Below are 25,775 nucleotides of genomic sequence, written 5' to 3' on the forward strand. Positions count from 1 at the left end.
TGCCAGTGAGCTGGTTGAGATCGCAGAAGACAGTCCGCTGCATAACGGCGATCTGTTAGAGGGCACCAGCAGTGTTGATGGCGAGGTATCCCTCACGAGCTTTACTGTTGATGGTGTAACTTACAGCTTCAGCGACAGCGTGACCAGCCACACCGTGACTCTCGATGCCGGWACCCTCATCATCAATCAAGATGGCACCTATAGCTTTGACTCGGCGGACAACTGGAACGGAACAGTTCCGACTGTTRACTACACCGTGTCTGATGGCGACAGCACTGACGACTCAAGCCTGAATATTACCGTGACGCCGGCAAACGATGCGTTCACTGATGCCAGTGAGCTGGTTGAGATYGCAGAAGACAGTCCGCTGCATAACGGCGAYCTGTTAGAGGGCACCAGCAGTGTTGATGGYGAGGTATCCCTCACGAGCTTTACTGTTGATGGTGTAACTTACAGCTTCAGCGACAGCGTGACCAGCCACACCGTGACTCTCGATGCCGGAACCCTCATCATCAATCAAGATGGCACCTATAGCTTTGACTCGGCGGACAACTGGAACGGAACAGTTCCGACTGTTGACTACACCGTGTCTGATGGCGACAGCAGTGTTGATGGCGAGGTATCCCTCACGAGCTTTACTGTTGATGGTGTAACTTACAGCTTCAGCGACAGCGTGACCAGCCACACCGTGACTCTCGATGCCGGWACCCTCATCATCAATCAAGATGGCACCTATAGCTTTGACTCGGCGGACAACTGGAACGGAACGGTTCCGACTGTTGACTACACCGTGTCTGATGGCGACAGCACTGACGACTCAAGCCTGAATATYACCGTGACGCCGGCAAACGATGCGTTCACTGATGCCAGTGAGCTGGTTGAGATCGCAGAAGACAGTCCGCTGCATAACGGCGATCTGTTAGAGGGCACCAGCAGTGTTGATGGYGAGGTATCCCTCACGAGCTTTACTGTTGATGGTGTAACTTACAGCTTCAGCGACAGCGTGACCAGCCACACCGTGACTCTCGATGCCGGAACCCTCATCATCAATCAAGATGGCACCTATAGCTTTGACTCGGCGGACAACTGGAACGGAACGGTTCCGACTGTTGACTACACCGTGTCTGATGGCGACAGCACTGACGACTCAAGCAGAAGACAGTCCGCTGCATAACGGCGACCTGTTAGAGGGCACCAGCAGTGTTGATGGTGAGGTATCCCTCACGAGCTTTACTGTTGATGGTGTAACTTACAGCTTCAGCGACAGCGTGACCAGCCACACCGTGACTCTCGATGCCGGAACCCTCATCATCAATCAAGATGGCACCTATAGCTTTGACTCGGCGGACAACTGGAACGGAACRGTTCCGACTGTTRACTACACCGTGTCTGATGGCGACAGCACTGACGACTCAAGCCTGAATATTACCGTGACGCCGGCAAACGATGCGTTCACTGATGCCAGTGAGCTGGTTGAGATYRCAGAAGACAGTCCGCTGCATAACGGCGATCTGTTAGAGGGCACCAGCAGTGTTGATGGCGAGGTATCCCTCACGAGCTTTACTGTTGATGGTGTAACTTACAGCTTCAGCGACAGCGTGACCAGCCACACCGTGACTCTCGATGCCGGWACCCTCATCATCAATCAAGATGGCACCTATAGCTTTGACTCGGCGGACAACTGGAACGGAACGGTTCCGACTGTTGACTACACCGTGTCTGATGGCGACAGCACTGACGACTCAAGCCTGAATATCACCGCAGCAGTGTTGATGGCGAGGTATCCCTCACGAGCTTTACTGTTGATGGTGTAACTTACAGCTTCAGCGACAGCGTGACCAGCCACACCGTGACTCTCGATGCCGGAACCCTCATCATCAATCAAGATGGCACCTATAGCTTTGACTCGGCGGACAACTGGAACGGAACGGTTCCGACTGTTGACTACACCGTGTCTGATGGCGACAGCACTGACGACTCAAGCCTGAATATCACCGTGACGCCGGCAAAAGACTCTCCAACCATCAAGTCTGTCACCAACTCTCGAGTATCAGAAGAAAGGCTTGCTGATGGCATAGCGGACACAACAGGTAATACTGATACCACTGACTCTGTAACGGCAAGTGGCTCCATCAATATCGAAGATATCGATGGCGATAGCCTATCAGTTTCGCTCTCCGGGCCAGCAACGGCTATGACCTCAGGGGGAGAGATTATTAACTGGTCTTGGGATGCCGACACTGGAACCTTAACAGGTTCTATTGGTGTTGCTGGTACTGACTCCTATCAAGAAGTGATGACAGTAAAACTCACTGCTCCTGAAGGTAATGGAACTGGTGAATGGAGCTATGATGTGACACTGCTTGCCCCTGTCGATCATTTAGATCCAACATCGGAAGACAACCTGTCTTTAGATTTCGGCATCTCTGTCGATGATGGCAATGGTGGGACAACTGATGGTAGCTTCAACGTTATTATCGAAGATGATGCGCCAGAAGCACAAGTTAATAACCTTATTGCAGATAATGTTGCCAATATAGATGGTTACACTGGCACCCTGACGGTTAAAGGTGCAGACAACAATTATTCAGCGGATCTAACCGGTAATATCACAGGCTGGAGTGATGAGGTTGGTAGCGAACTCTATTTCGCCGACTCAGGACTCACCACTGGCGGTGAGACCATCTATTACTTTATCGACCCAGCGAATCCTGATGTGATGATTGCCTATACCAGCAGCATCTCTGCCGTGTATGGCGATGAGGGGGCTGAGCAATCAGTGGTGTTTACCCTGTCCGTTGACCCGAACTCAGGGGAGTATGTTCTCAATCTTGAGCAGCCTATCACTGAAGTGGTTTCTACAAATGCAAATCTCACAGATATTCCTGGTGGTAACGATGGCAATCTATATATCTACCTAACAGGCGAAGTGGAATACGCTTCAGAGACACCTACAGGGATTTTATGCAGTGTAACTGCAACATCTAATGGTGTGACCGCTACCGTCAATAATAGTAACAACGGTGTGGGTGTGGGCTCAAAGGGCGGCGATGGCGCAGGACAAGATATTGGTGACGGTGATAAGCTTATTTTATCATTCCAACAGCCGGTAGAGAGTGATTTAAGCATCGTTTTGGGTGGCAACGGCACCTCTATTTATGATGGCGTAGCGACATTTTCCGTAACTGGAAAGGCTGCCGATGGAAGTAACATAACCACGAGCTTCGATTGTAAGAGTGCAGACTTGGCAAGTAAGCTATCTGAGTTAGGGATAGTAGAAGTGAGTCAACTGACACTTTCAAAATCCGCTGATGGCAATGATTTTGTCTTAAAGTCCGTACATACTGAGGTTGTTACAACTAACACATCAGGTACAACACTGGATTTCACTGTCGATATCATTGATGGTGATGGCGATGTTGATAGCGATAATGATTTTAGTGTCACTCTAAATGCACCATCTGCACTGACTGCTTTAACACCGTATGGGTTTGCAAGTTTAGACGAAGCGACCCTACTGTCTGATGCCGCTGACAATGACACTGAAACGTTATTGTTTAAAGCGGGTGATTCAGAGATCAACAGCTTTAGCTTTGGCGATACGAGCAACATTGAAGTAGAAGGCATTCGCCAACCTATGAGCTGGCGTATCGAAGACGGTAAATTAATTGGCTCAATGAATGGCCGGGGCGATCTACTAAAGCTAACGCTAGATTGGAATGCTATTGCAGCCGGAGAGCAAGGCGCCGCTGTTCTTGATGCCGAGTTACTTGGTAAAATGCCTCATAATATTGATGTCGATAATCTGTTGATTACAGGGATTGAGGTCATTGCAGCAGATGCATCTGGAAGCAATGCGACTTCGAGCGTGACAGTAAGTGTTGCAGACAATAATTCAGCCCCATTAGCGACCGACGACTATTTTGGTGTTGGATTAAACAGCCATTACTACAGCTACAACGACGATACTGATGGCGGAAACCTATCTTCAGTTTCACAAGTGAGAGACTTCATTAATAGTAATCAAGCCGATGCAACATTCATTGCGACCACTCTCAATTACGCTTTGGGCAACGGCAACTTAGGAACAGGTAAGAGCCTACAAAACTTCTTAGGTGATGATGCTGCAAGTTTGAGTAATGATCCTGAAAATAGCTCTGACGCTATCTTGCATATGCAAGGCTCAGTACAATTGGATGCAGGAACCTATGGCTTAAAAGTCACTGCCGATGATGGTTATTCAGTACTTATCGATGGCGTCGTTGTCGCTGAAGTATCTCGAAATCAGTCTTCAAGCACCCGCGTTCCCGGTGATGATGGACATATCTATTTTGATATTACCGACCCTGGCGCTCACTCAATTGAAGTTATCTATTGGGATCAAGGCGGGGCGTACCAGCTTAATATTGAGCTAGGGGTGTTCGATGAAAACAATCAACAAATTGGCGATTACACCCCACTAGGCGATCAGATCATTGCTAACGGTGTGGTCGTTCTTGAAGATACCCCATTCACCTTCAGTGCTGATTCTATTCTTGCAAATGATACCGATCCTGATGGTGACGTACTGTCAATCATCAGCGTTGGCAATGCTCAAAATGGTACCGTAGAGCTAGATGCAGACGGTAATGTGGTATTCACTCCTGACACAGGCTATAGCGGTTCTGCAAGCTACGAATATACTGTACAAGATGAAGACGGTTTAACCGATACAGCGACAGTCTATTTCGATGTCACACCGACCCGAGACTATGGTTTCGTCGGCGGAACAGATGGCGATAACACCCTTCGAGGCACTGACGATCATGATGTTATTGTCAGTGACACCACTGGTATTCAGATCGTTCAAGGTGAGAACTATAATTTCGCCTTTATCCTCGATTCATCAGGCAGCATGGGTGGGAATGCAGTTAACACGGCAAAGAGCCAATTAATTGAAGTCTTTAAGTCACTACAAGCTGCTACCTCCGGTGCACACTCTGGCACCGTTAATATCGCTGTCATTGACTTTAGTACATCAGCAACCACAAGTATTTCTGTCAATATTCAAGACCTAGATATTGAAGCACTAATAAAAGGTGACGATGATGCCTGGAATGCAATAACCAGCGGTGGTCAAACTGATTATATTGATGCATTCGATGCAGCAGTGGATTGGTTTAATAGCAGCTTAGTGACTAATAATGCTGGCAATAACCTCACGTATTTCATCACCGATGGCGAACACAATGAAGGGGGCGACCCTGAAGCCGCATTTGATCTGTTGGCCGGTCTCTCTGACGTCGAAGCTGTGGGAATAAAAACCAGCATCGATGCGGATGATATCCTCCCTTATGACACCGATGGTGTCGTTAAGGCAAAAATTAGCGTAGGTAATTTGGCCAGTGTCATCTTAGGTTCAGAGCAACAGCTTATTCAAGGTGATGACGCGGTTAATGCTGGCGAAGGCAACGATATCATCTTTGGCGACTTGGTTTCATTTGATGGTATCGATGGCCAAGGCTATAGCGCGCTACAAGCCTTCGTTGCACAAGAAACCAGCCAACAAGCAACTGACGTTACGGTACAAGATATACATGATTTCATATCTAATAATACGCACCTATTTGGCACAAATAATGCCGAAGACGGCGCCGATACGTTAGAAGGCGGTGAAGGTAACGACATCCTATTCGGCCAAGGCGGTGATGATACCTTAATAGGTGGTCTTGATAACGACACCATGATTGGTGGCCTAGGATCCGATACCTTTAAATGGACTACCGATTCTGTTGATGGCACCGATACCACTGACCATATTACCGACTTTAACTTAGCTGAAGATAAGCTAGATTTAAGCGATATCTTGCAAGGTGATACTGTCAGTGAGCTCGCTCAACATCTGAGCTTTACTGATGAGAATGGTTCTACCAGCATCAATATTGATACCGATGGCAATGGCAGTTTTGATCAACATATCGTATTGGATGGCGTCGATTTAATTGGTCAATTCGGTAGTAATGAGGCCGACATTATTTCCGGTCTATTGGGCAACAACGGAGAAGGGCCACTTATCGTCAGTACGTCAACAGGAGAGCCTGTGACTCAGTCGGTAAATAGCCCAGATCCACTGGATGATCAATTGAGTCCAAATGCCTTTGCGATGCTGCCATAAATAAAGAAGCAACATAGTGACCTGTGGAAAAACGGGTCACTATGATCGATACTGAATAAATAATAATAAAATCTTAAGGATAAGCTTCCAAGGTGTCTGCTTCAGATTCTAAGAAGACTGAGCAATGGACAATTTCAGCCTCTCAAAGGGTGATGGTCGATCCGCTGCTAGACAGTTTAGTGTTACTCACCGAATATTTCGGTAGCCCATGCTCTAGCGACTCGCTGGCGGCAGGCTTGCCTATGCAGGGACATGTATTAACTCCGGAACTGCTACCTCAAGCTGCTAGTCGTGCAGGGCTGGCGGCTAAGTTGTCCCGTAAGGGATTAAACGAAATATCACCTATCTTGCTACCGTGTATTTTACTCTTAAAAGATAAAAAGGCCTGCCTACTAAGAGAGTTCGATATTGAGCAAGATAAAGCCGTTATTCAACTACCTGAAACTGGTGGTGAAGAAACACTATCGATTGAAGAGCTTGAAGCACTCTATGTTGGCTATCTGTTTTTAGTGAAACAAGAGTATCGCGGAGATATGGGCTTAGATGTTCATCTTCACGAGAATAAAGCCCATTGGTTACTGCAAACCATTAAAGACTCCGCCCCTATTTATCGCGATGCCCTTATTGCCTCGGTACTGGTGAACCTATTTGCACTAGTGTCACCGCTGTTTATTATGAACGTGTATGACAAAGTCGTACCGAATCTGGCATTCGATTCACTATGGGTGCTCGCCATAGGTGCAGGTATCGCCTATATATTCGACCTAATTATGCGTCAGCTTCGAAGTTACCTTATCGATGTGGCTGGCAAGAAAGTCGACATCATAGTCTCTTCGCGATTATTTGCTAAAGCCATAGGTATTCCACTAGAGAAGCGCTCACCCAGTGTAGGCGGCATGGCCAAGCAACTCGGTGAATTTGACAGTATTCGCGATATTCTCACGTCGGCAACCATAACCACTTTGGTGGACCTGCCCTTTGCCCTCTTCTTCCTGATGATTATCTATATCGTTGCGGGAGATCTCGCAGTCATTCCGCTTTTAGGTAGCATCATTATTATCGGCTACACCTTGATTATGCAGCCAAAACTCAAGGCTGCGATTGACGAGAGTAATAAGTTTTCTGGCCTAAAACATGGTCACCTGATTGAGTCGCTGGCCTCCATTGAATCCATCAAGTCCAGTGGCGCAGAGGGAGTGGTTCAAAAGAGCTGGCAGCAGATGATTGGCCATACAGCCAACTGGCAGCTGAAATGCAAAAAGATCACTACTTCAGTGACCAATATGGCCACATTCGTGGTGCAGGTCTCGGTTATTTTTGTGGTGATTTTAGGGGTATACCGCGTATCTGAAAACGAGATCTCCATGGGGGGGATTATCGCTGCGGTAATCCTTTCTAGCCGTGCAATATCTCCTATGGCACAGCTAGCAGGATTGATGACTCGTGGTAATCAAACCGCCAGCGCACTGCGTCAGTTAGACGAGCTAATGACTCAAGAAGATGAGTTTGAAAACAAAGGCCATCTCGTTAGTCGTCAACGATTGCTAGGCCAGATCACCGCCCATCATATCGGTTTTAGCTATCCCGGTTCTGAGCGCCCAGTGCTGCATCCTCTGTCGCTGAACATAGCTCCAGGAGAACGTGTAGCGATTATTGGCCGTAACGGCTCCGGTAAGAGTACTCTAGCCAAGTTGTTGGTCGGCTTGTTTCAGCCCACCAAGGGCAGTTTAACCTATGATGGTATCGACTCGGCTCAGATCCACCCAAGTGATTTAAGACGAAACTTCGGTTATCTACCGCAAGATATCACCCTGTTTCACGGCACCATTCGCGACAATATCTTATTTGGCACCCGCCAAGTCACCGAGCATCAATTGATCCGTGCGGTACAGCTATCTGGTGTGAATTTGTTTACCAATTTAGAGGCCGAGGGGTTAGATCAGCAAGTCGGTGAAGGTGGACGCGAGCTTTCTCGTGGCCAGCGCCAAACCATCGCCCTCGCCCGTGCCACATTGAATGACCCGCCAGTACTGTTAATGGATGAGCCCACTGCCAGTCTCGATGCCCGGGCAGAAAAGCAGTTTATTCACGCTATGCATAATGTAAGCAAAGACAGAACCTTATTGCTTATCACCCATAAGATGCATCTACTCAATCTTGTCGACCGTATCATTGTCCTTGATCGCGGCCATATTGTAGCCGATGGTCCGAAAGCAGAAGTCCTCAAGAAGCTAAATGAGGGGTTATTAGCGGGAGCGGCAAAGAGATGAGTAAGCACTTAACCACACATGATTTAGAAATGGTTGATGACGTCTACGGTGCGATGATGACGGATGCCCCCGCAAGCCATCGATTAATCATTTGGGCGCTAGCGGCCTTAGCAATAACCTTTCTTATTTGGGCCTACTTTGCCGAACTCGATCAAGTTACCACAGGCATGGGTAAGGTAATTCCCTCCTCTCAAGTACAGGTTATTCAAAGCCTAGACGGTGGTATTTTACAAGAGATGTACGTCCAAGAAGGCTTAATCGTCACTAAAGGTCAGCCCCTTGCTCGTATCGATGCCACACGCTTTCAGTCAGATTTCGCCCAACAAGAGCAGGAAGTAAATAGCCTAGTCGCTAATGTGGTTCGCTTACAGGCTGAACTTAACAGTATCACAATCTCAAATATCACCAATGATTGGCGCGAACAGGTCAAGATATCACCTCAACCTATGGTGTTTCCGTCTGAGCTTGAACAAAACGAGCCAGAGCTAACGAAAAGACAACGTGAAGAATATGCCGGCCGATTAGATAACTTAAGTAACCAACTCGAGATCCAAGCGAGGCAGATTCAGCAGCGTAATCAAGAGATCCAAGAATTAGCTTCCAAGATTAAGACGCTAACGACTAGCTTTCAGCTAGTCTCTCGAGAACTTGAGCTCACTCGACCATTGGCAGAAAAAGGCATCGTACCCGAGGTAGAGCTACTCAAGCTACAGCGAGTCGTTAACGATATTCAGGGCGAGTTAGCGTCGCTTCGCCTGCTCAGACCAAAAGTTAAATCCACCATGGATGAAGCTATTCTCAAGCGCCGTGAGTCAGTGCTTATTTATGCTGCTGATAGCCGTGCCCAACTTAATGAAATGCAAACAAAACTATCTCGCATGAATGAAGCGCAAGTCGGTGCACAGGATAAGGTTAGCAAGGCTGAAATCGTCTCACCGGTGAATGGGACGATAAAAACCGTCCATATTAATACGCTAGGTGGCGTTGTTCAGCCAGGTGTAGACATTATTGAAATAGTACCATCAGAAGACAAACTTTTAATTGAAACTAAGATTACCCCAAAAGATATCGCTTTCTTGCATCCAGGCCTGCCTGCAATAGTCAAAGTCACCGCTTACGACTTTACCCGCTATGGTGGCCTAAATGGCGTGGTTGAGCATATTAGTGCCGATACCACCCAAGATGAAGAGGGTAACAGCTTCTACATAGTAAAAGTGAGAACTGAGTTTTCCAGCTTAACAAAAGACGATGGAACTAAAATGCCTATCATCCCGGGAATGTTAACTTCGGTCGATGTGATTACAGGGCAAAGATCCGTTTTAGAGTACATACTTAATCCGATATTACGGGCTAAAGACACGGCGCTGAGGGAGCGTTAAGCCCGGTATTAAAAAACAACCAGGAGGGGTTATACATGGATAGCAGCACAGTACGGCAGCTAAAACGCAGTGCATTAGCACTTGCCGTTAGCGCGCTGATGATACCAGTAACAGCATCTAGCCAAACGCTAGAGCAGGCTGTGGCACACACACTGGACACAAATCCCGAGATCCGAATTGCATTTAACCGTTTTAAAGCGCGTGAAGAGCAAGTAAATCAGGCTGTTGCTGGTTACATGCCAACGGTTGATATCAATGCAGGTTATGGTTGGGAGCAAACCAACAGCCCATCAACTCGCAGGCGCGCCGGACAAGGCGATGTCGATAGTGATGGTGTCATTGAGCTAGAGCGTGGTGAAGCTGGTTTTAGTATCAAGCAGATGCTATTTGATGGTTTCTACACGAGTAGCGAAGTCGATAGATATAGCTTCGAGGCCAGCGCCGAACAGTGGGCACTGTTCGCCGCAGCCGAAGATATGGCACTCGAGGTATCTAAGGTATATATCAACTATATCCGCAGTGAGCAGGTCCTCACCTTAGCAGAGAAAAATCTGCAAAGTCATAAAGATATCTACGAACAAATTAAGCAGCGTACTGACTCAGGCCTTGGTTCAACAGCAGACCTATCTCAAATCACAGGTCGCCTAGCACGTGCAAACGCCAATGTGATTTCTGCACGCAATAACTTTTACGATGCTAAATCGCAGTTTGTTCGCATCGTTGAGCAGCAGCCAGAAGACATGATAGTGCCCGTACCTGATGCCGATATGCTGCCTGCCGATCTCAACGCCAGTATTATGATGGCTCAAGATAATCATCCAATTCTAAAATCTGCAGCGAGTGATATCTATGCCGCGGAGAATGAAAAGGACTCCGCCCAGTCAAACTACTACCCTAAGATCACTCTAGAGCTAGATGGTAACTGGAATAATAATCTCGATGGTGAAGACGGCTACTCAATCTTGCCAAGCAATAGCGTTGGCGGACATAACAACGACCTCGTTGCTATGGTGCGTTTAAAGTACAACCTCTTCGCAGGTGGTCGCGATCTCGCTCGTGAAAAAGAAGCCGCGTATAAAGTCGGCGAAGCTAAAGAGATCCGCCAACGCGCCCACAGACAGGTAGTTGAAGGTGTCAACTTAGCTTGGAATGCTTATGAGCTTCTGACACCGCAGAAAATGTATATTCGTGACCATGTTATTGCTGCAAAAGATACCCAAGTTGCTTATAGCCAACAGTTCAACTTAGGCCAGCGGACTCTGTTGGATCTGCTAGACACTGAAAACGAGCTATTTGAAGCGAGAAAGGATTACTTAGAATCTGAATATGATGAGATTATCGCTCAATATCGTGTATTGAATGCAACAGGACAACTACTTGAGTCATTGCGTGTCACTAGACCGGATGTCTGGAGCGGAGAGAGAGATTACGAGGGAGGAGTTCCACAATGAAAATCATTATAGCTATATTGAGTCTAGCGATTTTAAGTGGCTGCTCTATGCGCGATATCGCCACCATGGATGAGCCAACGGTACAAGTTCATGACCTGAACGATATCGATCGTGACGGCGTAATCGTTGCCAGAGAACGTTGTACAGAAACAGCCTTAGGTGCAACGATCGACAACTATGGTTGCGGTAAGATTAAGCCCATCAATGAACGTCAGGAACTGAAAATCCTGTTCGCAAATGACTCTTACTATATAGACCCTATGTATTACCCACAGGTCGAAGTGATCGCAACCTTTATGCGCGATTTCCCTAACACCCAAGCGGTTATTGAGGGGCATTGTAGTAAAACAGGGAGTCATGAGCATAACCAAGTTTTATCGCAAAACCGAGCCAATGCCGTCAGTTCTTTACTTGCCGAGCGCTTTGGTATTGATTCCAATAGGCTCAGTGCAGTAGGTTATAGCTTCGATCGTCCTATCGATCCGACACATACTGCGGCGGCACATAAAGTTAACCGCCGAGTAATTGCCGAGTTAACAGGTGATGACACTACTGCGGATATGAAGTGGCACATCTACACGGTAGACGAAGAAGTTAAGTAATAGAAGTACCGGAGCAGTATGTTTGGCAGGCTTTATCAATTAAAGAAAATAACAAAAGTCTGCCAATTAAAATTGACGGTGTTAGCGCTGTCCGTCTCTTGTCTCTATGCAGCTCCTGTTCAAAAGTTAGACTCGGTCCATATAACCCAAACTATCGAATCGCACTATGGCGAACGCGCGGGTAAAAGGATTAGAGCTTGGTTTAAGATGTTGGATGAAGCCAAGGATTTACAAGATAAAGATAAGATATTGATGGTTAATAACTTTTTTAACCTCTTTCATTTTGTCGATGATATAAAGCTTTGGGGAAATAAGAATTATTGGGCAACGCCCATGGAGTTTATCGGGGTCAGTGGTGGCGACTGTGAGGATTTCTCAATCGCCAAATACTTTACCCTGCTTCAGCTCGGTGTTTCTGAAGATAAATTACGCATAACCATGGTTAAAGCAACCAGCGTAAATCAATATCACATGGTACTCGCCTACTATGAAACGCCCTCCTCTATTCCTCTTGTTTTAGACAACCTTGATAAACAAATTAAGCCAGCAACACAGAGAAAAGATCTATTACCTGTCTACAGCTTTAATGGTCGACAACTGTGGCTAAACAAAGAGAAAGGACGAGGTGTTCTAGCAGGTTCCTCGTCAAAGCTTGCTAAATGGAATGACTTGAAACATCGCTTGGGTGTCGAGCGCCTTAATCAGCCCAAGATAAAACTGGAGTAGTTAAAAGATGACACTGTTTCGACAGATATACACATTACTGTTTGTGTTGTTTTTGTTGGTTGTTGCGAGTTTAGGCTATGTGCAGTTTAGCGAAACTCAAAGCTTCCTAACCAAGCAAATGGAATCCGATCTCAATAATACTAGCCACTCACTCGGTATTATGTTGGTGCCCGATCTAGAAGCTGGCGACATTGTCGGTGCAGAAACCCTGATCAATGTGATTTTCGAGGGCGGCTACTATCAGCAGGTAAAACTTACTTGGCTGGTCGATGGCAAGCAGCAGGTATGGGAAAATCCAGTGACAATTGAGGGGGTTCCCCAGTGGTTTATCGACCTAGGCCTATTCAAAACGATTAAGCGAGAGAGCACCATCACCTCTGGTTGGATCCAGCTTGCTCGCTTAGAGATCACCGCCCATCCAGGTTTCGGTTATCACGAGCTTTGGCGCACAATGACCAACGCCATCATCGTTTTTTCAATCCTGTTTTTAATTGCGATAATCTCTGCCCGTGTAGGTTTAACTTGGATTTTAAAGCCATTACACGATATCGCCGAACACGCTAAAGAGATAGCTAACCGTAAGTTTGGCCCCGACATGCAAGTACCTAAAACTGTCGAACTTAAGTCTGTAGTACAGGCATTTAACAGCATGTCAGATCAACTCAAACAGATCTTTAACTCACTCGATGAAGAAGTTGGAGAACTGAGAAAGAAAAACCTTGTCGATCAGGTCTCAGGCCTCCCTAACCGTCAATACATGATGGGCCGTTTGAACAGCTGGCTAAGCGAGCCCAAGAGCGGCGCACTTATGATGGCAAAGTTTGACTGGTTAGAAGAGGTACACAGTAAATACGGCTACCAGGTTCGCGACGAAACCATCAAGCTATTATCAGATAAAATGAAGCAACACTTAGACGGTGTGGCCACCTCGGTGATCACACGAATAGCGGCCTATGAATTTGCCTTTCTCATTACCAGCTCCGAGCATGAACTGACCAGTAAATACCTGCAAACTCTCATTCGTACCATTAACCAAGAGATCTCTAAAGCAGGCTGTAAACCAAACGAGCACTTCGCTATTGGTATTGCCGAGCGAACGGGTCAAATGACAGTTACAGACATCCTAGCGCAGGCGGATAACGCACTACAAAAATCACTGCAGGAGAATAAAGTTTTCCACTGGTTTGAGACAAGCGAAAAACAATTATTTACCCGAGAACAGTGGCGAGAACATTTAAGTAATGCGATTACCGACGGTAAATTTAAGTTTAAATGGCAGCCCATTTTGCTTAACCAAACTGAGTCCATTTTACAGCGAGAGCTATATTGCCAGTTAGAGATAAACGGCAAGATGGTACACGCAGGACAATTTATGCCCTATGTTGAACTACTCTCGTTGGGCAGCCTATTAGATAGATGCTTAATTAAGACTATCCACAGTAAAAAACTATTAGATAGAAACTTTGAGCCAGTAGCAGCTAATTTAACCTTCCAGAGCATTAGCGATAGAGAGTTTCACCAATGGCTCGACAAATTCCTGCGAACTTCGACGCTACGGGAACGCTTCTGTTTCGATATCCCCGAGGCCGCCGTTTACAGCGATCCAGAAGCCTGTCAGGCGCTTTGTGCCATTATTCGAGATAATGGTGCCCACTTCGGTATCGATCACTTCGGACGCCAGTTCGGCTCGATGACTTATCTGCAAAACATACGCCCTAGCTATGTTAAGTTAGATCAATCCTTTGCTTATTACGACGATAATGCTCACAGCAGCGAGTTATGCCGAGCACTCATAAATGTTGCTAAGGGCTTAGATATCGAAGTCATCGCCACAGGTGTTGAGGAAGAGGCACAGCTAAAACGTTTCGCGCTACTAAAGACTAACGCCTATATGGGCTTTATCTCTCCGCCTATCGCAGTCGAATAGCATCGAAAGTTAAAGCTAGAATAGATAAAGGTCTCTCAGGAGGCCTTTGTTATTTTTAGCCTCTAGATGTAAGGGATAGGAAAAGCTAAGACGGAAAAGCAAAGAAGGACCTAGGTGCTAGAAAAAGCAGGTTCTAGAAAGAGCAAAGACGAAAAAAGCTCAGATGGAAAGCGAAGAAACGACAAAGGTAGTGTTATTTTGCTTCTACTCTTCCTAGCAGGGCTTTAGCCCGCCCTCGCAGCGAAGCGTCCTAGGAGCTAGTACCACTCTTGGCCTTTTAAAAACAAAAAAGCCTCCCAATTTCTCGAGAGGCTTCATGTAAAAGTGGTCGCATGAACGAAAGAGTGAGGATTAGAACTCTTTTTCACACTATAAAACGAAAAAAGCCCCTTGATTTCTCAAGGGGCTTTTCGAAAAGTAGTCGGCCATGGTTTCATAAAAAGAAAGGATTCGAATCCATGACTATATATTTCAGATACAAAAAAGCCTCTCGATTTCTCGAGAGGCTTCATGTAAAAGTGGTCGCATGAACGAAAGAGTGAGGATTCGAACTCTTTATCAAGTTGTAAAAACGAAAAAAGCCTCTTGATTTCTCAAGAGGCTTTTCGAAAAGTAGTCGGCCATGGTTTCATAAAAAGAGAGGATTCGAATCCATGACTATATATTTCAGATACAAAAAAGCCTCTCGATTTCTCGAGAGGCTTCATGTAAAAGTGGTCGGTGATAGAGGATTCGAACCTCTGACCCTCTGGTCCCAAACCAGATGCGCTACCGGGCTGCGCTAATCACCGAAAATCTTTTATCTTACTTAACTTGCTAAATATCGAGTAAACTCGCTATTTATAAATATGGTCGGTGATAGAGGATTCGAACCTCTGACCCTCTGGTCCCAAACCAGATGCGCTACCGGGCTGCGCTAATCACCGAACGTTGAGGTTTAAAGAGACTCAATCTCTGTTAGGAAAATGGGGTGACTGATGGGACTTGAACCCACGACAACCGGAATCACAATCCGGGGCTCTACCAACTGAGCTACAATCACCACTGATATTTCCTACTAACAAAACCGCCGTTTCCATTCTGGTGCACCCAGAAGGATTCGAACCCTCGGCCTCACCCTCCGGAGGGGTGCGCTCTATCCAGCTGAGCTATGGGTGCCTTGCCTTGTTAGCGGGGCATATAGTAGGTTCAAAATGCCCTGCCGTCTACACCTGTTTTGCTTTTTTTATGGATTTTACGTTCGTTCGCTCAAGATTTGAGTGATTTGTACGGTTTTTTACCACAGAGCGTCAAAATAATGACTTGGATAGAGCCCTTTTTCATGTTATCAATACGTATTAGCTCAAATCCTAATCAGATTAAAAATTGCGATTGGCGGAACGACATGTTTAGGGAAGAAACATCTCAGTCAAAAAAGACATTGAGATTAAATAAACGGATTACTCGTCTAAAAGCCCTGGCGCTGAAATACAAGCGTGCCGAGATCACTCAAAATGCCCTGCTAGAGATCTCTAACTCAGCCTCGAGTGTAACGACACCAGCAGAGTTCTACTCATCACTGCATAGAACGATCAATAGGCTGATCCCTGCCGATAATTTTTTCATCGCGACACTCAACGCCAATACAGGCAGAATTGAAGTCCCCTTCTTTCAAGATGAAAAAGATGTACATCCGCAGGAGTTCTATCCCGATGAAGATCTTTCAGACACCTTATTCAGTGGCTTAACAGGCTATGTACTCAAAACCGAGCAAACACTCATCTGCGATGACGAAACGTACCACCGGCTCCTGCAAGCAAATGCCATCACCCCAAGAGGAAGTCATTGCCATCAATGGGTGGGAACTCCGATTAAAAGTGTCGATAGCACCATAGGTGTATTAGTTTTTCAAAGCTACGACAGTGACACAGTTTATGACGAGATAGAAATTGAGCTAATGAACTTCATTAGTCACCATATTTCAGGCGTGATTCAACGACTACAGAATCAAGAGCAGCTAGAGCAAGCGATCAACACCCGCACGAAAGAATTAAGTATCGCTTATAACAAGCTTAAGCAAGAGGTGTACGAGAGGCGTCGTGCCGAGCGTCTACAGAAATCACTATTTGAGATTGCAGACTTAGCAAACTCAAATATCGATAACCAAGAGTTCTACAGCGAAATCCACCGCGTCATTAGCCACCTACTGCCAGTCAATAACTGCTTTATCTCATTGCTTAATGAAACGCGAGATGCACTTACCTTTCCCTATTTCGTTTCTCAGTACGATCTCCCCTCGCCTAAACCTAGGGCTTTAAGTGATGGGTTAACAGAATATATTCTACTGAACAATAAACCTAAGCTGCTCAACCGTTGTGATATTAAGAGGCTCATTGAATCCGGCGATCTCTATTACGAAGCCCCTGAACTCAATGACACCCAAGAGATCAACCAATGGATAGGGGTTCCATTATTTATTCACGGTCAAATCTGTGGAGCCCTGACAATATACAGCTATAGCCATATCCAAAACTATCAAGAGAAAGACTTAGAGCTACTGACTTTCGTCTCGCAACACATCGCCACGGCAATTGAAAAGAAACAATCAGAAGAGTCATTGAAGCTAAGCAACGAGCTGTTAGAAGAGAAAGTCAACGAGCGAACGAAAGCACTGGCAAGTGTCAATCAAGATCTTGAGAAAGAGATTAACCAGCGTAAGCGTATCGAGCGCCAATTGGTCCATGATGCTAAACATGACAATCTAACCGGACTTCCCAACCGCTCGATGTTTATGGAACGCTTAACCCAAGCGATAAAACATATCCGCCGCCATAGTCTTGAAAGATTCGCGGTCCTGTTTATCGATATGGATAGATTTAAACTTCTGAACGACACCTTAGGGCATTTAGAAGGCGATCGCTTCTTAATTGAAACCGCAAAGCGCCTCAAACAGTGCATCCGCAACAATGATATGCTTGCCCGCCTTGGCGGTGACGAATTTGTCATCCTCCTCGACAGTATCAGTGGTCAACAGGATGCCGAAGATATCGCGGAAAGGGTACTTGCCGAGCTATCTAAGCCTTACCAACTTGCCAACCAGCAGTTTAAGTCCAGTGCCAGCATTGGCCTTGCGATGAGCGGCCAAAGCCGCTCAGATACTAGCGAGTCAATACTGCGTGATGCCGATACCGCCATGTACCAAGCAAAATCACAGGGTAAAGGCTGCTATGCCATATTCAATCACGGCGTAAATCAGCAACAAGTCAAAAATCTCAAGCTTGAAAATGAGCTGAAGAACGCACTCATTAAGAATGAGCTGCAACTCAGTTATTTGCCAATCATGGCACTCGACTCCGAACAGATCATTGCCTTTGAGCCAAGGTTATTCTGGCATCACCCAAGTTTAGGTAAGCTTAAACAGGCACAGCTAAATAATATAGCCGAGCACTGCCATATGGTCATTGAGCTGGACAACTACTTGTTAGAACAGGTCAACCAGAGCTTTCACAGCATGCAGCAGCAATACGGCAATCAATTTCAGCTACAAGTACCAATCTCGAGCCAACACTTAAATCATAAGCATGCATTAAGAGCCCTTAAAAACAGAATTAAGCAGTGTCGTTTCAACATCAGTAAGCTGACCCTGTTTTTTAATGAGAAGCAATTCGTACAGAATACCGATAATCATATTAGCGCTTTCGATAGCCTCAATAAGCTCGATGTAAAATTAGGCATTGAAGCCTATGGCAGTGCCTATAGCGCTATCAGCAGTTTGATCTTCCTGCCAATTCAGACCCTAAAGCTCGATCCAAGCTATGTCGCTCACCTAGAAAGCAAGCAGCACGTTAAGCTGGTAAAGGCCTACTTTAAAGCGGCTCAAGCCCTTGGCTTAGAAGTCTTTGCAGCTGGGATCAGCGATAGTAAACAATGCGAAACACTGCAGGAGATCGGGTTTACTAATGGCCAGGGTAGCGCACTAGGAAATGTGATCGAGCTAGAGCAGGAAAAAGACAGAGTGTGTGCCTAGCATCAAGAGGCACACACTTAAAGTTTAATCTAGCTCAGTCGCAGTCGTTCTAGGACTACTTATTCTTAAACATATCTCTTAAGTTGGCGATATTGGCCCTGCCCGATTGCTGACGCTGCTCTACGGTTTGCACCGGTTTACGGTTCTCCCAGATCAGGTCATCTTGAGGCAACTCCATTAAGAAGCGGCTCGGCTCACAACGTATGGTCTCACCAAACTGACGTCGTTCCCTGCAGATAATAAACCACAACTCTTTTTGCGCCCGAGTGATCCCCACATACGCTAGGCGACGCTCCTCTTCGACATTATCTTCATCGATACTGCTTTGGTGCGGTAAGATCCGCTCCTCAGCACCAACCATAAACACATAGGGGAACTCCAGTCCCTTAGAAGCATGCAAGGTCATGAGTTGCACCTGATCGCCACCCTCATCTTCACTATTACGCTCCATCATGTCCCGCAGTGTAAGACGGTTTACCACCTCAGGCAGGGTCATGCCCTCGTCTAACTCATCACCTTCTAGCATCTCGGTGACCCAGCGATACAGTTCAGAAATATTCTTCATCCGCATCTCGGCGGCTTTTGCGCTGGTACTGGTCTCATAGAGGTAGTCTTCGTAGTTAATCTTTCTAATTAACTGCTTAACCGCCTCGACAGGATCGCCGCGCTCGGCACAGTCACCCGTTTCCACCACGAACCGTCCAAATTGATACAAGGTCGACATGGCTGCCGGGGGCAATTCGTGATTCAGGTCAGCCTCAAAGATGGCGGCAAACATCGAGATCTGCTTCTTGTTGGCAAAGTTCCCCAAACGCTCAAGAGTCGCAGGACCAATTCCGCGCTTTGGCAGGTTCACGATGCGTAAGAAGGCATTATCATCATCGGGATTCACCACTAAGCGCAGGTAAGCCATGATGTCTTTGATCTCGGCGCGACCGAAGAAGGAGGTACCACCACTGAGCTTATAGGGGATACGGTTAGTCATCAGTGCCCGTTCGAGTAGACGTGACTGATGGTTACCTCGATACAGAATTGCATAATCGCCATAAGAGGTTCTGCCCACGAACTTGTGACGGATCATCTCTGCAACGACCCGCTCGGCTTCCTGCTCCTCGTTAGCTGCAATCAGCACCCGAATAGGCTCGCCGTAAGCAAGTTCACTGAACAGGGTCTTATCGTAAACGTGAGGGTTGTTAGCGATAAGAATGTTAGCGGCACGCAAGATGCGCTGGCTAGAGCGGTAGTTTTGCTCCAACTTAATCAGTTTCAACTTGGGGAAGTCTTTACCCAAGAGCACCAAGTTTTGTGGCTTAGCCCCGCGCCAAGAGTAGATAGACTGATCGTCATCACCTACCACGGTAAAGCGTGCACGCTCGCCCACCAGCAGTTTAACCATCTCATACTGACTAGTGTTAGTATCTTGATACTCGTCCACCAGCATATATTGAATCCGCGTCTGCCAACGGGTTCTCACCTCTTCGTTCTGTCTCAATAACAGAGTAGGCAATAAAATCAGATCATCGAAATCGAGCGCGTTGTATGCCTTCATATGTTGGGCATAACGCTGATACAAGAGGGCAAATAACTGCTGCTGCTCATCTTTGGCAATTTTGCGCGCCTGCTCTGGAATAACTAAGTCGCCCTTCCAGTTTGAGATAGTCGTTGCCAGTAATCTCAGCAGATCTTTATCTTCATCTAGCTCATCTTGAGTCAGCTCTTTTAATAGCGCTAACGTATCTTGATCATCAAACAGCGAGAAGCCAGGTTTTAAGCCAACCACTTTATGCTCACGTTTAATGATCTCCAACCCCAAGGTGTGAAATGTTGAAATCCACAAGCCTCGCGCTTCTTTACGCCCCATAGACTGCGACACGCGCTCTTTCATCTCGCGCGCCGCTTTGTTGGTGAAAGTTACCGCGGCAATATTGCGCGCTTTATAGCCGCATTTTTCCACCAGATAAGCGATCTTATTAATGATCACTCTGGTCTTGCCACTGCCTGCGCCTGCAAGAACTAAGCAGGGACCACTAACATAGTGGACGGCATCATTTTGTCCGGGATTGAGCTTCATGGATACGTTATAACCAAGGTATTAAGGAAGGCATTAAAACAGGAATGATAGCAGAAAGGCCTTAGCAAGCGGAAAAGTTATCGACAATATCTCTCCTTTAGTAATTAGCGACTATATTTATCAATAACTAACTCATTAGCTTAATGGTAAAGCACTGAAATTTTTAGCACGCCCTATTGCCAACGACTAGGCTGAACATTAAACTAATGAATGAACGTTCATTCACTTTAGATTCTATTATGCACAATAAGCACGATCTTATTCTTCGCGCCGCAGAAAAAATTATCGCTGCTGGCGGCATACAAGGCTTGTCTATGCAGCAAGTTGCTAATGAGGCAGGCGTGGCTGCGGGCACGATTTATCGCTATTTCAAAGATAAGAATGAGCTCATCTTAGAGCTCAGAAGGGATGTACTGGCTCAAGTCGCCAGCGCCATATTGGCCGATCATGACAAAGGTACGCTCGAGCAGAGATTTAAGCGGATCTGGATGAAAATGCATGACTACGGCAAGCAGCGCTCTCCAACCAATTTAAGCTACGAGCAGTACGCACACCTCCCCGAGAGTAATACCGAAGAGATCCGTGCTATCGAAATGCAACTCTTTGAGCCGTTACACCGACTCTTCGAAGAAGGTAAAGAGCAAGGCGTAATTCAACCTCTGCACCCTCGCGCCCTGTATGCCATCTCCATGGAACCTTCTATGGCTATGGCACGAGCAATCAGGCGCGGCCTCATAGAATACGACGCAAAAGATATCACGCTTGCCTGCGATATATGCTGGCGAGCAATTCTCATTCCAACCACACCGACAAACTAAAGGAGTTATCAGGACATGAAAAAGTGGACCCTGGTGATGATCATCATTGTAGTGCTGGCCTTCGGCTCAGTCATTGGCTTCAATCTGTTTATTAAAGGAAAAATTGCCGATGCTATTGCCAATATGCCCGAGCCCGTTGCACCAGTCACAGCTATCGATGTCAAAGAGAGTAAGTGGCAGCCAACCATTAACGCCATTGGATTTGTCGAGCCTAATCAAGGCGTGACCATAGCAAACGAGCTAGCAGGGGTGGTTTCTGCTATTCGCTTTGATAATGGTAGCCCTGTTGAAGCAGGCCAGATGTTGGTGGAACTTGACTCAAAAGTAGAGAAAGCCAACCTTAAGAGTAAGCAGGTACAGCTTCCAGCCGCCGAAGCGGACTTTAAGCGCCTAAGCAAACTCTACAAGCAAAATTCTATCTCTAAGCAAGATCTCGATAATAGCCAGTCTAAGTATTTAGCCTTGATGGCTGACATTGAGAGCTTGAGTGCCACCATAGGTCGCCGTGAGATCAAAGCTCCATTTGCAGGTCTCGTTGGTATTCGTAACGTCAACTTAGGTGAGTATTTACAAACGGGCACAGATATCGTCCGACTCGAAGATATCAGCACCATGAAGATCCGCTTTACCATTCCACAAACCCAGCTTTCTCGAATAGAGACGGGGCAAGTGGTACATGTCTATGTTGACGCTTACCCTACAGAGCCATTTGAAGGGACAATTGCGGCAATTGAACCCGCCGTATTCTATCAAAGTGGTCTAATTCAGGTGCAAGCTCAGATCCCAAACTCCCATGGGAAACTGCGTAGCGGTATGTTCGCCAAGGTCGATATTATGCTGCCAGAGTTAACCCAGCAGGTGGTGATACCACAAACTGCAATAAGCTTTACCCTTTACGGTGACTCTGTCTATGTGATTGAAGAAAAAACTGAAAATGGTGAGCAAGTTAAACGAGTTAAGCAAGTGAACGTCAAAGTGCTTGAACGCGACGATATCAATGCATTAGTTAGCGGCGGCATTCGTGCTGGCGACGCTATCGTCACCTCGGGTCAGGTTCGCTTAAGTAACAACAGTAAAGTCAAAGTGACTGAGGATGATGCATTAACCCCTCCAGCCACATTGCCACAGTTGTAAGCGGAGGGTTAGGCAATGCGCTTTACTGATATATTCATACGTAGGCCGGTACTCGCGGCCTCCATTAGTTTTCTGATATTACTTCTCGGCTTCTACGCCCTAAAAAGCATGCAGGTGCGTGAATACCCTGAGATGACCAATACCGTGGTAACGGTAAGCACTAGCTACTACGGTGCCGACTCCAACTTAATTCAAGGCTTTATTACTCAGCCCTTAGAGCAAGCACTAGCGCAAGCCGATAACGTTGACTTTATGACATCGGAAAGCTTTCTAGGTAGTTCTAAAATCAGCGTCTACATGAAGCTTAATACCGACCCTAACGGCGCCTTAGCCGACATTTTGGCTAAGGTGAACTCGGTACGCTCTCAGCTGCCAAAAGAAGCAGAAGACCCGACCGTTGAGATGTCGACAGGCTCACAAACATCTGCCCTCTATATCTCTTTTTATAGTGATCAGATTAACTCAAGCCAGATCACCGATTACTTAGAGCGAGTGGTTAAGCCAGAGCTATTTACTATCGATGGTGTTGCTAAAGTTAACCTCTATGGTGGTATCAAGTATGCCATGCGCATATGGTTAGATCCGGCCCGTATGGGGGCATTTAACCTATCATCAACCGATGTTATGAACGTACTGCAAGCCAACAACTATCAGTCTGCCGTTGGCCAGACCAATAACACCTTTACCCTGCTTAATGGCACTGCAGACACCCAAGTTGCCACCGTTGCAGAGCTAGAGAAATTGGTTATTGGCAGCAAAGATGGCTTAGTGGTTCGCCTAGGCGACATTGCGACGGTCAACCTAGAAAAGAGCCATGATGTATACCGAGCCTTAGCAGATGGAAAAGAGGCCGTTGTCGTTGGTCTAGACGTGACACCAACCGCGAACCCACTAATTGTCGCTGCCGATGCTCGTGCCATGATGCCTCAGATTGAACGTAACCTGCCAGTTTCGATAAAGGCTCGCATTTTGTATGATTCATCGCTGGCAATCGATGAGTCGATTAACGAGGTGATTAAGACAATCGGTGAAGCGGCGCTTATTGTAATCGTGGTTATCACCCTGTTCTTAGGTTCATTCCGCGCCGTAATCATCCCAATTGTCACCATTCCACTGTCGTTAGTCGGTGTGGCTATCATCATGCAGATGTTCGGCTTCACCCTCAACCTGATGACGCTACTAGCTATGGTTCTCGCCATCGGTCTAGTGGTGGATGATGCCATCGTGGTGGTGGAAAACGTCGATAGACATATCAAACTTGGTGAGACGCCATTTAGGGCGGCGATTATCGGTACCCGAGAAATTGCGGTTCCGGTTATCTCGATGACCATTACCTTAGCTGCTGTATATGCCCCTATTGCCTTGATGGGGGGGATCACTGGCTCCTTGTTTAAAGAGTTTGCCCTTACCTTAGCCGGAGCGGTATTTATCTCAGGGATCGTAGCGCTGACACTGTCACCTATGATGTGCTCTAAAATTCTTAAAGCACACTCTGAACCTAACCGTTTTGAGCGCGGTGTAGAGAACTTCTTAAACAACCTAACCAATCGCTACAACCGCATGCTGACAGCCGTTCTCGACAAGCGCCCAGTGGTCATCGCCTTTGCCGTTATCGTGTTTGCCTCACTGCCCGTGATGTTTAGCTTTATTCCATCAGAACTCGCCCCCAGTGAAGATAAGAGCGTGGTGATGATGATGGGAACCGCCCCATCGAGTGCGAACCTAGACTATATCCAAGCTAACATGACAATAGTGACAGATATGATCAGCGCTCAACCAGAAGCGGCTGCATCACTGGCTTTCGTCGGTGTACCTAATGCCAACCAAGCCTTCGGTATCGCACCGCTAGTCCCTTGGAGTGAGCGTGATAAGAGCCAGAAACAGATGCAGGAGTTCTTTGGTAAGGAGGTGAAGAATGTACCAGGGATGGCAGTCACTACCTTCCAGATGCCTGAACTGCCTGGTGCATCCAGCGGACTGCCAATTCAGTTCGTTATCACCAGTTCAAGCTCTTTCGAAAGCTTATTCCAGATAGGTTCCAGCGTACTCGAGAAAGTGCAGCAGAGCCCACTGTTCGTCTACTCTGAGGTCAACCTAAAGTTTGATTCTGGCTCAATGAAGATCCATATCAAGCGCGATTTGGCAGGTTCTTACGGCATTACCATGCAAGATATCGGTCTAACGCTAACAACGATGATGAGCGATGGCTACGTTAACCGCATCAACTTAGATGGCCGCTCCTATGAGGTGATCCCACAGGTTGAGCGTAAACTACGTGCCAACCCTGAAGCACTTGCAGGTTACTACCTCACAGCTGCCGATGGCCGTTCTATTCCCTTGTCTAGCCTAGTCGATATCGAGATAGTGTCAGAGCCTCGCTCACTGCCACACTTTAACCAGATGAGCGCCATCACCGTTGGTGGTGTTGCAGCGCCAGGTGTGGCCATTGGTGATGCGATTGCCTTCTTGAAGAATATCGGCGATAACGACCTGCCTAAGGGTTATAGCTATGACTTCCTAGGCGAAGCCCGTCAGTATGTCACTGAAGGTTCTGCGCTCTATGCTACCTTTGGTTTGGCACTGGCGATCATCTTCCTCGTGTTGGCAAGCCAATTTGAGAGCCTTAAGGATCCTTTGGTTATCTTAGTCTCGGTGCCGTTGGCCATCAGCGGTGCCTTGGTCGCCTTGGGCTGGACCCATGTTTTCGGTCTGTCATCGATGAACATCTACACCCAGGTCGGTCTCATCACCTTGGTGGGGCTTATCACTAAGCACGGGATCTTGATGTGTGAGGTGGCCAAAGAGGAGCAACTACATAATGCTCTAAGTAAGGCCGATGCGATTAAACATGCGGCAACCATTCGTCTGCGCCCAATCCTAATGACAACCGCAGCGATGATCGCAGGTTTGATCCCGCTACTTTTTGCTTCAGGAGCAGGTGCTGTGGCTCGATTTAATATCGGTCTTGTGATTGTATCGGGGCTAGCTATTGGTACCGTGTTTACCCTGTTCGTACTACCAGTTATCTACACCTACCTGGCTGAAAAGCACGAACCACTGCCAGTGTTTGATGAAGCATTAAATACGCCTGAACAACCGACTTCCCACGCTTAAACTTTAACCCAACCAAAAAGCCTGCAGTTATGCAGGCTTTTTTATTACATAATCTCCTGATATCGGCAATCGCACTTAACGGCGATTATTTTGGCAATATCGATTGCCTCAGGTACAATCAGG

Annotated in this window: 14 protein-coding genes, 4 tRNA genes and 1 pseudogene; 14 read left to right on the forward strand and 5 right to left on the reverse strand. The window is 46.8% G+C overall.

Annotated features, from left to right (window positions below; all coding sequences use genetic code 11):
- From L1D44_RS10790 to L1D44_RS10835, 10 genes and pseudogenes are all read left to right on the forward strand, one after another.
- The coding region (locus L1D44_RS10790; protein WP_239890529.1) for a cadherin-like domain-containing protein at positions 1–1,174 on the forward strand (1,174 nt) is incomplete at its 5' end.
- Positions 1,110–1,814: a cadherin-like domain-containing protein gene (locus L1D44_RS10795; protein ID WP_239890531.1), complete on the forward strand. Its 705-nt coding sequence runs from the start codon at positions 1,110–1,112 to the stop codon at positions 1,812–1,814. The genes L1D44_RS10790 and L1D44_RS10795, both read left to right, overlap by 65 nt.
- A gap of 14 nt (positions 1,815–1,828) precedes the next feature.
- Positions 1,829–2,020 (forward strand): annotated as a pseudogene (locus L1D44_RS21850) (cadherin-like domain-containing protein); the annotation flags it as partial.
- 699 nt (positions 2,021–2,719) lie between these two features.
- The gene (locus L1D44_RS10800) at positions 2,720–6,154 is read left to right on the forward strand and encodes a cadherin-like domain-containing protein (RefSeq protein ID WP_345773635.1); all 3,435 of its coding nucleotides are present in this window, start codon (positions 2,720–2,722) and stop codon (positions 6,152–6,154) included.
- Between the two features lie 92 nt (positions 6,155–6,246).
- The gene (locus L1D44_RS10810; RefSeq protein ID WP_239890533.1) at positions 6,247–8,424 is read left to right on the forward strand and encodes a type I secretion system permease/ATPase; all 2,178 of its coding nucleotides are present in this window, start codon (positions 6,247–6,249) and stop codon (positions 8,422–8,424) included.
- Positions 8,421–9,803 carry an HlyD family type I secretion periplasmic adaptor subunit gene (locus L1D44_RS10815; protein WP_239890535.1) on the forward strand — a complete coding sequence of 461 codons (1,383 nt, stop codon included), beginning with the start codon at positions 8,421–8,423 and terminating at the stop codon, positions 9,801–9,803. Before L1D44_RS10810 ends, L1D44_RS10815 begins: the two co-directional genes overlap by 4 nt.
- A gap of 35 nt (positions 9,804–9,838) precedes the next feature.
- Positions 9,839–11,254: a TolC family outer membrane protein gene (locus tag L1D44_RS10820; RefSeq protein WP_239890537.1), complete on the forward strand. Its 1,416-nt coding sequence runs from the start codon at positions 9,839–9,841 to the stop codon at positions 11,252–11,254.
- Entirely contained in the window at positions 11,251–11,856 is a 606-nt protein-coding gene (locus tag L1D44_RS10825) for an OmpA family protein (RefSeq protein WP_220768307.1), read from the forward strand. The genes L1D44_RS10820 and L1D44_RS10825 overlap by 4 nt, the downstream gene beginning before the upstream one ends.
- Positions 11,857–11,874: 18 nt before the next feature.
- Positions 11,875–12,582, forward strand: coding sequence for a transglutaminase-like cysteine peptidase (locus tag L1D44_RS10830; RefSeq protein ID WP_239890539.1), 708 nt, complete (start codon positions 11,875–11,877; stop codon positions 12,580–12,582).
- A 7-nt stretch (positions 12,583–12,589) separates the two neighbouring features.
- The gene (locus L1D44_RS10835; RefSeq protein WP_239890541.1) at positions 12,590–14,509 is read left to right on the forward strand and encodes an EAL domain-containing protein; all 1,920 of its coding nucleotides are present in this window, start codon (positions 12,590–12,592) and stop codon (positions 14,507–14,509) included.
- A gap of 714 nt (positions 14,510–15,223) precedes the next feature.
- Here L1D44_RS10835 and L1D44_RS10840 read toward each other — a convergent pair.
- The 4 genes from L1D44_RS10840 to L1D44_RS10855 all read right to left on the reverse strand — a co-directional run bounded on the left by L1D44_RS10840 (position 15,224) and on the right by L1D44_RS10855 (position 15,667).
- Positions 15,224–15,300 (reverse strand) — tRNA-Pro (locus tag L1D44_RS10840).
- A gap of 58 nt (positions 15,301–15,358) precedes the next feature.
- A tRNA-Pro gene (locus L1D44_RS10845) sits at positions 15,359–15,435 on the reverse strand.
- Between the two features lie 40 nt (positions 15,436–15,475).
- Positions 15,476–15,551 (reverse strand) — tRNA-His (locus L1D44_RS10850).
- A gap of 39 nt (positions 15,552–15,590) precedes the next feature.
- Positions 15,591–15,667 (reverse strand) — tRNA-Arg (locus L1D44_RS10855).
- A 226-nt stretch (positions 15,668–15,893) separates the two neighbouring features.
- On the opposite strand from L1D44_RS10855, the gene L1D44_RS10860 reads away from it, so the two are divergent.
- Positions 15,894–18,515, forward strand: a complete 2,622-nt coding sequence (locus L1D44_RS10860) for a diguanylate cyclase (protein ID WP_239890543.1) — start codon at positions 15,894–15,896, stop codon at positions 18,513–18,515.
- A gap of 55 nt (positions 18,516–18,570) precedes the next feature.
- On the opposite strand, the gene rep is transcribed toward L1D44_RS10860, so the two are convergent.
- Entirely contained in the window at positions 18,571–20,586 is a 2,016-nt protein-coding gene (gene rep, locus L1D44_RS10865; protein ID WP_239890545.1) for a DNA helicase Rep, read from the reverse strand.
- A 239-nt stretch (positions 20,587–20,825) separates the two neighbouring features.
- Between rep and L1D44_RS10870 the strand changes: the two genes are divergently transcribed.
- Genes L1D44_RS10870 through L1D44_RS10880 form a run of 3 tightly spaced genes read left to right on the forward strand, consistent with a single transcriptional unit; the run spans position 20,826 to position 25,652 of the window.
- A complete protein-coding gene (locus L1D44_RS10870) occupies positions 20,826–21,404 on the forward strand; it encodes a TetR/AcrR family transcriptional regulator (RefSeq protein WP_239890547.1) in 579 nt (192 codons plus the stop codon).
- 15 nt (positions 21,405–21,419) lie between these two features.
- The gene (locus L1D44_RS10875) at positions 21,420–22,538 is read left to right on the forward strand and encodes an efflux RND transporter periplasmic adaptor subunit (protein ID WP_239890549.1); all 1,119 of its coding nucleotides are present in this window, start codon (positions 21,420–21,422) and stop codon (positions 22,536–22,538) included.
- Between the two features lie 15 nt (positions 22,539–22,553).
- Positions 22,554–25,652 carry a multidrug efflux RND transporter permease subunit gene (locus tag L1D44_RS10880; RefSeq protein ID WP_239890551.1) on the forward strand — a complete coding sequence of 1,033 codons (3,099 nt, stop codon included), beginning with the start codon at positions 22,554–22,556 and terminating at the stop codon, positions 25,650–25,652.
- The last annotated feature ends 123 nt before the right edge of the window (positions 25,653–25,775 follow it).

The organism is Shewanella sp. Isolate13, assembly GCF_022398325.1.
In the GTDB taxonomy this organism is placed as follows: Bacteria; Pseudomonadota; Gammaproteobacteria; order Enterobacterales; family Shewanellaceae; genus Shewanella.

What these genes read in the sequence shown, in the direction of transcription:
- L1D44_RS10800 (WP_345773635.1), top strand. Translation starts at nt 2,720, where the DNA reads ATGATTGCCTATACCAGCAGCATCTCTGCCGTGTATGGCGATGAGGGG.
- L1D44_RS10815 (WP_239890535.1), top strand. Translation starts at nt 8,421, where the DNA reads ATGAGTAAGCACTTAACCACACATGATTTAGAAATGGTTGATGACGTC.
- L1D44_RS10820 (WP_239890537.1), top strand. Translation starts at nt 9,839, where the DNA reads ATGGATAGCAGCACAGTACGGCAGCTAAAACGCAGTGCATTAGCACTT.
- L1D44_RS10825 (WP_220768307.1), top strand. Translation starts at nt 11,251, where the DNA reads ATGAAAATCATTATAGCTATATTGAGTCTAGCGATTTTAAGTGGCTGC.
- L1D44_RS10830 (WP_239890539.1), top strand. Translation starts at nt 11,875, where the DNA reads ATGTTTGGCAGGCTTTATCAATTAAAGAAAATAACAAAAGTCTGCCAA.
- L1D44_RS10835 (WP_239890541.1), top strand. Translation starts at nt 12,590, where the DNA reads ATGACACTGTTTCGACAGATATACACATTACTGTTTGTGTTGTTTTTG.
- L1D44_RS10860 (WP_239890543.1), top strand. Translation starts at nt 15,894, where the DNA reads ATGTTTAGGGAAGAAACATCTCAGTCAAAAAAGACATTGAGATTAAAT.
- rep (WP_239890545.1), bottom strand. Translation starts at nt 20,586, where the DNA reads ATGAAGCTCAATCCCGGACAAAATGATGCCGTCCACTATGTTAGTGGT.
- L1D44_RS10870 (WP_239890547.1), top strand. Translation starts at nt 20,826, where the DNA reads ATGCACAATAAGCACGATCTTATTCTTCGCGCCGCAGAAAAAATTATC.
- L1D44_RS10875 (WP_239890549.1), top strand. Translation starts at nt 21,420, where the DNA reads ATGAAAAAGTGGACCCTGGTGATGATCATCATTGTAGTGCTGGCCTTC.
- L1D44_RS10880 (WP_239890551.1), top strand. Translation starts at nt 22,554, where the DNA reads ATGCGCTTTACTGATATATTCATACGTAGGCCGGTACTCGCGGCCTCC.